Here is a 6948-nt window from a genome sequence, read left to right as displayed (position 1 = left end):
GCGGTGAAAAAAGGCTCTTAAGCGTAGCCGCGCAGTTCATTCTGCCCAAAAAGCTTTACATTTTGGATGAGCCTACTGCCGGAACGGATTATGAAGGAGCGCACATCCTGCTTCGTATGTGCGCTGAACAAGTGAACCAGGGAGCAGCCTTTCTGATCATCACCCACGATATGCAGTTCGCTGAAAGCTTTTCCAGCCATATTCTGTACATGGAAAAGGGGCAGATTAAGGAAGCGGAAAGTGCCGGGGATTTATCATACGATTACAGTTGACAAAATTTAAGTATATGTAGACAATAATATATATACATCGTATAAAACAGGCGGCCTATATAGGCCGCCTGTTTACGATTATGCAGTGCGGGTAATACCAATCCTGTGCAGTCGAATTGCACAGGTGCAGCCAGTTTACACAAGGAAAGGATTTGTGATTTGCTTGGGAAAAGATAAACCCATGAAGCGCGGGCTCGTGCTGACCGGTGTTCTGTTGGCCACCTTTCTGGCCGCGATTGAGGGAACCGTCATCGGTCCTGCCGGACCGACTATTGTTAGTGAACTGGGCAGTGTGAATTTGCTCAGCTGGATTTTTACGGCTTATTTGCTGACGATGGCTGTAACTACACCTATTTTCGGCAAGCTTAGCGATTTATTTGGTCGCAAACCGATTTTTCTGATCGGCTGTTCATTGTTTGTACTTGGTTCTTTGCTTTGTATGCAGGCTGGTAGTATGGAGCAGCTTATTTTGTACCGGGCTATTCAAGGGATTGGAGCGGGTGGCGTGATTCCCGTTACCTTTACCATTATCGGAGATATATACAAAATGGAGGAACGCGGCAAAGTTCAGGGAATGATCAGCTCGGTATGGGGGATTTCTTCTCTGATCGGGCCTTTGCTGGGCGGTTACGTGGTCACTTATTTTGGCTGGGAATGGATTTTCGGCTTTAACGTCCCTTTTGGACTGCTTGCAATGTTCTTCATCGCTCGTTACCTGCGGGAGCAGGTAGCCAAGCGCACCGCGCGCATCGACGTGCCGGGAGCTGTTACCTTTACCATTGGAATGACGGCTCTTTTGCTCGTATTGGCACTGGGCGGACAATATATCGGTTGGGCTTCTCCTGAATTGCTGGCCTTGACAGCCGTTGCTATTTTATTCCTGATTCTGTTTTTGGTTATTGAAAAGCATGCTCAGGAACCGATGGTGCCGCTAAAGCTGTTTCGGATACCGGATATCGCTTTTTCCTGTGCCGCAGCACTGCTGGTCAGTTCTCTACTGATCGGGCTGACAAGCTACCTGCCGCTTTGGATTCAAGGCGTACACGGTGGAGATGCCGCTTCATCCGGTCTGGCGCTGGCTCCGATGTCAGTAGGATGGCTGTTCGGCTCCATGATCGGGGGACGCATTTTGCTGACTTTGGGTTCGCGTCGAACCTCATTAGTCGGACTGACCCTGATTGTACTGGGTGCCTTCGTGATGACCCTGATGGGCGAAACGGCGCCGATCTGGCTGCTGTTCCTATCCACATTATTGTATGGATTGGGCTTTGGCTTCTCCATGACTGTTTTTACCATTATTGCCCAGTCTTCGGTCGGGTTCCAGTTGCGTGGTGCATCTACAGCATTGAATACGTTCCTGCGAACACTGGGGCAAACCATTGGTGTCGCAGCCTTCGGTTCATGGCTTAATTATCGCATTGCTGCCCAGACAGCAGATGGACAGCTTACACAGCAGGGAGTTACGCAGGAGGATATTAACGGTCTGCTTGCACCTCATGCCTCACAAAGCTTGAGTGACAAGACCGCTGGCTTGCTCCGTTCCGTGCTGGAAAACAGTCTGCATTCCCTGTTCATCATCATGGTCGTTATTGCAGTTATTAGTTGGTTTGTCGTCCTCGGGTTGCGGAACCGTCCACCGGGTACGGAGGAAGAAGCAAGCAAGCCTGCAAAGGCGGCACAGGAAGGAACTGCATAGGAATAGAGGAACAACAGCTTCAACAGATAATCAAAAAAATAACGGTAGCTCGGGAAGCGAATGCAATGTCCCAAGCTACCGTTATTTCTATATGCGATATGGTCAATTCATGGATTTTTACAATTTTATTATTTTCGTTTAATGCCTAAAGCATCCCTAACAGAGCTTTGAAGCAGTTGAGAGAAATTTAACCCGGCATCGCGTCCAGCATCACGCAAGGCTTTATTCGAGAAATCCAGAGGGGCGGTGGCGATGGGAAGCACTATCCGACTGCGTAGTGGCACCATAGGTAACTTTTAAATTCAGTTTATATAGTTGGGCTAATGAGCATCAGAGGTGTATTTTTTATGTCAGAAATACCGTATGTAAATAACTACATAAGTAAATTATTGGTAGAATAGTCTTATTACACATGCATCTAATATTTTTGTCGAAAATTAAAGGGGCCCTAAAGTACCATCTTTCTGAATTCGTTTGCAAATGGAATTTTCGATGAATGTTTTCGAATGATTTTGAAGGAAAATGAAGCGACCTACCTAGAAAAATTGAGTATGCAAAAAAATCAAGAAACAAATTTATCCAAATGTAAGTAAAATGAAAGAAAATGGTATTTTCAGAAATTCACTAGGAAAATATGAGGATAAAGCTCAAGAGGTCTCCTTCTTTAGCCTTGAATAAAAGGGGAGATCTAGTCTATATCAATCGTTAAGCATTAAATATAGAATGGCCCTACCAACATAAAAGTTGGGTATCTGATACAGGGAAGAATAATCGAAAAGGGAGATGGAATACTTGAAATTTAACAAATGGTTCAGAAATGCAGCAACCGCAACGGTAGCAACTACCTTGCTGTTAGGAGGTGGCATTCAAGCTTTTGCGGAGGAAAATGACGGTGCTGATCTCAAGGAAGACAGCAGGTTTACCCAAATCACGCGTCATGATATGCTGGATATTTTCAAACAGCAGGGCAAAGAAAAATATGAGGTTCCATCCTTTGATGCATCTACCATCAAAAATATTCCTTCGGCAAAAGGCCGCGACGGATCGGGCAAGCTGATTGATCTGGATGTATGGGATACTTGGCCGTTACAAAATGCCGATGGCACGATAGCTAATTACAAGGGGTACAACATTGTTTTTGGACTGGCAGGCGATCCTAAAAGAGCAGAGGATACGTTTGTCTATCTGTTCTATCAAAAAGCAGGCAACACCTCGCTGGAAGGCTGGAAAAATGCCGGAAGAGTATTTAAGGATAACGATAAATTCCTTGCAAACGATCCAATCCTGAAGAATCAGGCGGAGGAATGGTCCGGTTCTGCTACTTTAACGTCGGATGGAGAAGTGCGTTTATTTTATACGAGCAGACAGCCTTTTGAGCCGGAGAACAAACTATACGGCAAGCAAACCTTGGCTACGGCCCAAATTAATCTTTCTCAACCCAATGACGAAACCCTGAAAGTGGATGGCATAGAGGACCTCAAATCGATTTACGATGCTGGCGACGGGAAAATTTATCAGAATGTTCAGCAAAGCGTGGGAGTAAACCTAGATAACCACACATTCAGAGACCCTCACTACATTGAAGATCAAGGGAAAAAATATATCATATTTGAAGCGAACACGGGTACAGAAACGGGTTATCAGGGAGAGGATTCCCTTTATAAATCTGAGTATTATGGCGGGAATAACGAATTTTTCACGAAAGAGCTACAAAATCTGCAGCAAAGTCCCAAGAAAAACGGGGCCGAAGTGGCAAACGGTGCTTTGGGAATCGTGGAATTAAATAATGATTATACGTTGAAAAAAGTGATGGACCCGCTAATTGCATCCAATCTGGTAACTGATGAAATTGAACGGGCGAATGTTTTCAAAATGAATGGTTTGTGGTATTTGTTTACAAGCACCAGAGGTTCCAAATCTACCGTTGATGCCGTTGGAGACGACGATATTTACATGCTGGGTTACGTATCGACTTCTTTGACAGGGCCTTATAAGCCCCTGAATGGAACCGGTCTCGTTCTTCACCAAAATCTGGATCGTGATGATATTACCTGGACGTATGCCCATTTTGCTATTCCGCAAGGCAAAGGAAATAACGTTGTGGTAACCAGCTATATGACAAACCGTGGACTGTTCCCGGATCACAAATCCACTTTTGCGCCAAGCTTCCTGCTGAACATTAAAGGCTCCAAAACTTCTGTTGTGAAGAACGGAATTCTGGAGCAAGGACAAATCACGATTGACCCGACGGACGACAAGGAAGTACCACCATATGACTATGGGAAGAAATAAGTAGGTAGTCCGGTGGGACGATACCGGGGGCTGAGATTCACACGTCTCTGAGTAACTTGGTGAATTAAGGGTTACCTTGATTTACCGAGCCGTCCCATACCGGACGATACATATCGTGCAATGAGAGGATGGGAACCGACCATTCCCGCATGCTCGTCAGACTATCCAGACAAAGAGAGTGGGGAGGATCGTCATGATGAAAAACATAGCTTCTAAGAGCATTTGGATACGATCCATCGTGGTCATCGTGGGCTTAAGTATTTTATTAGCGATAGGCTGGAGTCTTTATCACCCGGTTAAAAGTGAAAGTCTAGAAACACAGAAGAGGCCAACCTACCGGGCTTCCTATCATTTTACCGTTCCGGATAAGTGGAAGAATGATCCTCAACGGCCCATTTATTTCGATGAAAAATATCATTATTACTATTTATATAATCGTGACTATCCCAAAAAGAACGGTACAGAATGGCGACATGCCACATCAACCGACCTGGTTCATTGGAAAGATGAAGGGGTGGCGATTCCTAAATATACGAACCCAAATGGAGATCCTTGGTCCGGTTCAGTCGTGATCGACGATAATAACACCGCAGGTTTTGGTAAAGGAGCGCTCGTAGCCATTGTGACACAACCCTCCGCAGATGGAGGAAAGCAGGAACAATTTTTGTGGTACAGTACGGACAAAGGCAAGACGTTTACTTCTTACCGCAACAAGCCTGTGATGTCCAACCCCGGTACAAAGGACTTCAGAGATCCCAAAATCATCCGAGATATTCAACGTAATCAATGGGTAATGGTCATGGCAGAGGGAACGAAGATTGGCTTTTATGAGTCTGATAATTTAAAAGATTGGCGGTATACGAGCGGCTTTCAAACGGAAAATATCGGGCTTGTGGAGTGCCCCGACCTTTACCGGATGCGGGCGGATGATGGAAGCTATCAATGGATTCTGGGCGTGAGCGCAAATAGCAAATCAACAGGCGGACCCAACACATATGCCTACTGGACGGGAGATTTTAATGGAGAAGCATTTCTTCCTGATCGCAGTGAGCCTGAGTGGCTGGATTATGGCTTTGACTGGTATAGTGCAGTTACGTTTGAGGATGGGAAAGACAAAGATAAATACAGTCACCGTTATGCTCTGGCCTGGATGAATAATTGGGATTATGCCCATAACACGCCTACCCTAAAGGAAGGCTTTAATGGAATGGATTCGATTGTTCGTCAAATTCGGCTGAAGCATATAGCAGATGCCGGATATCGCTTGGTTTCACAGCCGGTAAAAGCTTTGGGGCAATTCCAAACCTCAACGGAATCATTTGGACAGATCAAGGTAGAGGGCTCTCACCCACTTCCAGTAGCAGGTGATGTCTATCAGTTAGAGGCGGATGTATCTTGGTCAACAATCAAAAATACGGGCTTGAGACTTCGAGAGTCAGCGGATGGCAAGCGTCATGTGGATGTCGGCGTTTCGACGGATGGGCAATACTCCTACGTAAATAGAGCCAACACCAGGCAGCCGGATCAGAGTGGAAAATATGTAGAGAGCAGGGCGCCTTTTGATGCCACTAAGAAAAAGGTTCACCTAAACATTCTCGTCGATAAAACCAGCATTGAAGTATTTGTAGATGACGGAGAAGTAGCTTATTCCTCCTTAATATTTCCACGATTAGAGGATCAGAAAATTACTCTTTTTTCCGATGGCGGCCCGGCTATGTTTAACAATGTAGTGATCAAGCATTTTAATCGTTAGCGGGTATCGTTAGAAGTCTATATAAAAAGAGGCAGTTCGGGCAGCAAAATGAGGTCCGAGCTGCCTCTTTATTCAACTATTGTACTTTTCAGCCTTAACTAAATTAGTTTCTGGATTTGCTCGGTAGAATAAAGTTCCTACTAGAATAATAACGATCATGGTCATAAAAAGTCCTATCCCATGTTTGCTCCGGCATTGGTGAAGGGCAATATCTGCGTTCCTAAAAGCATGTTTATAGGAACGATTCTAAATTACTCTATTTCACGTTCCCAAATGTGTATAAATAATTATTGGAATGTTTCAATATTAATGGTCTCTTTTTTGGAACTGAAAGGGGGGTGCATCATATAGTAGATATGGCTTATGTTCGCGTGTCGCCAAAGACCAAGCTACTTTCGATGCTGCTGTTGATCAATCTGAGCAAGATGCCCAAAAAGTCGTCACAAAATACCTAACTGCTATGCATGAAAAGTATTTTTCGGATGCAGTAGATCTGTCAAAGATTCACGGTACTTATAATGAAGAAAAACAAATTCGAAAGTAGGAGGAGTACAGTAATAGAAATGATTTTGATAAGTTGGTTATTAAATGGTATAATTTACATGTAGTAATCTGCAAACCTATATGGTATATTGTTTATCCGGCCGTAAGATAGGCTGTGATTTAATGGTTAGATGGGTTTCAAAAATTCAAATAATCACCTTATGAGGTATTATTTACAAGTAGCATAAATCGCTGAAGTATGATATATTAATATTCCGGTTGTTGATATGGCCGGAAATGATTGATCTTTGAAAACTGAACAACGAGTGAGTAAATGATTTTGCTTGCAAAATCAAACAAGAGATATTTTATCTCGTCAGTTTCAAAATGAGCATATCGCTCTTTCTATAAACCAGCCTCGGTTGGTCTTTAATGGAGAGTTTGATCCTGGC

General features: G+C 44.1%; 4 protein-coding genes. All 4 read left to right on the top strand.

The window, feature by feature from the left end:
- On the top strand, nucleotides 1-272 hold a 272-nt coding region (locus L696_RS30985; protein ID WP_245233385.1), incomplete at its 5' end, for an ATP-binding cassette domain-containing protein.
- 181 nt (nucleotides 273-453) lie between these two features.
- Nucleotides 454-1968 (top strand): MDR family MFS transporter, encoded by a 1515-nt coding sequence (locus L696_RS0117135; protein ID WP_025684734.1) that lies wholly within the window; start codon nucleotides 454-456, stop codon nucleotides 1966-1968.
- Nucleotides 1969-2760: 792 nt separating this feature from the next.
- Nucleotides 2761-4260 (top strand): glycoside hydrolase family 68 protein, encoded by a 1500-nt coding sequence (locus L696_RS0117130; RefSeq protein ID WP_025684733.1) that lies wholly within the window; start codon nucleotides 2761-2763, stop codon nucleotides 4258-4260.
- 196 nt (nucleotides 4261-4456) lie between these two features.
- The gene (locus L696_RS0117125; protein ID WP_025684732.1) at nucleotides 4457-6013 is read left to right on the top strand and encodes a glycoside hydrolase family 32 protein; all 1557 of its coding nucleotides are present in this window, start codon (nucleotides 4457-4459) and stop codon (nucleotides 6011-6013) included.
- The last annotated feature ends 935 nt before the right edge of the window (nucleotides 6014-6948 follow it).

The sequence above is a fragment of the Paenibacillus maysiensis genome (genome assembly GCF_000520815.1).
GTDB classification, from domain to species: Bacteria; Bacillota; Bacilli; order Paenibacillales; family Paenibacillaceae; genus Paenibacillus; species Paenibacillus maysiensis.
Note: the sequence above shows the minus strand (reverse complement) of the source record. Positions and strands in the feature narration are given on the sequence as shown.

What these genes read in the sequence shown, in the direction of transcription:
- L696_RS0117135 (WP_025684734.1), top strand. Translation starts at nt 454, where the DNA reads ATGAAGCGCGGGCTCGTGCTGACCGGTGTTCTGTTGGCCACCTTTCTG.
- L696_RS0117125 (WP_025684732.1), top strand. Translation starts at nt 4,457, where the DNA reads ATGAAAAACATAGCTTCTAAGAGCATTTGGATACGATCCATCGTGGTC.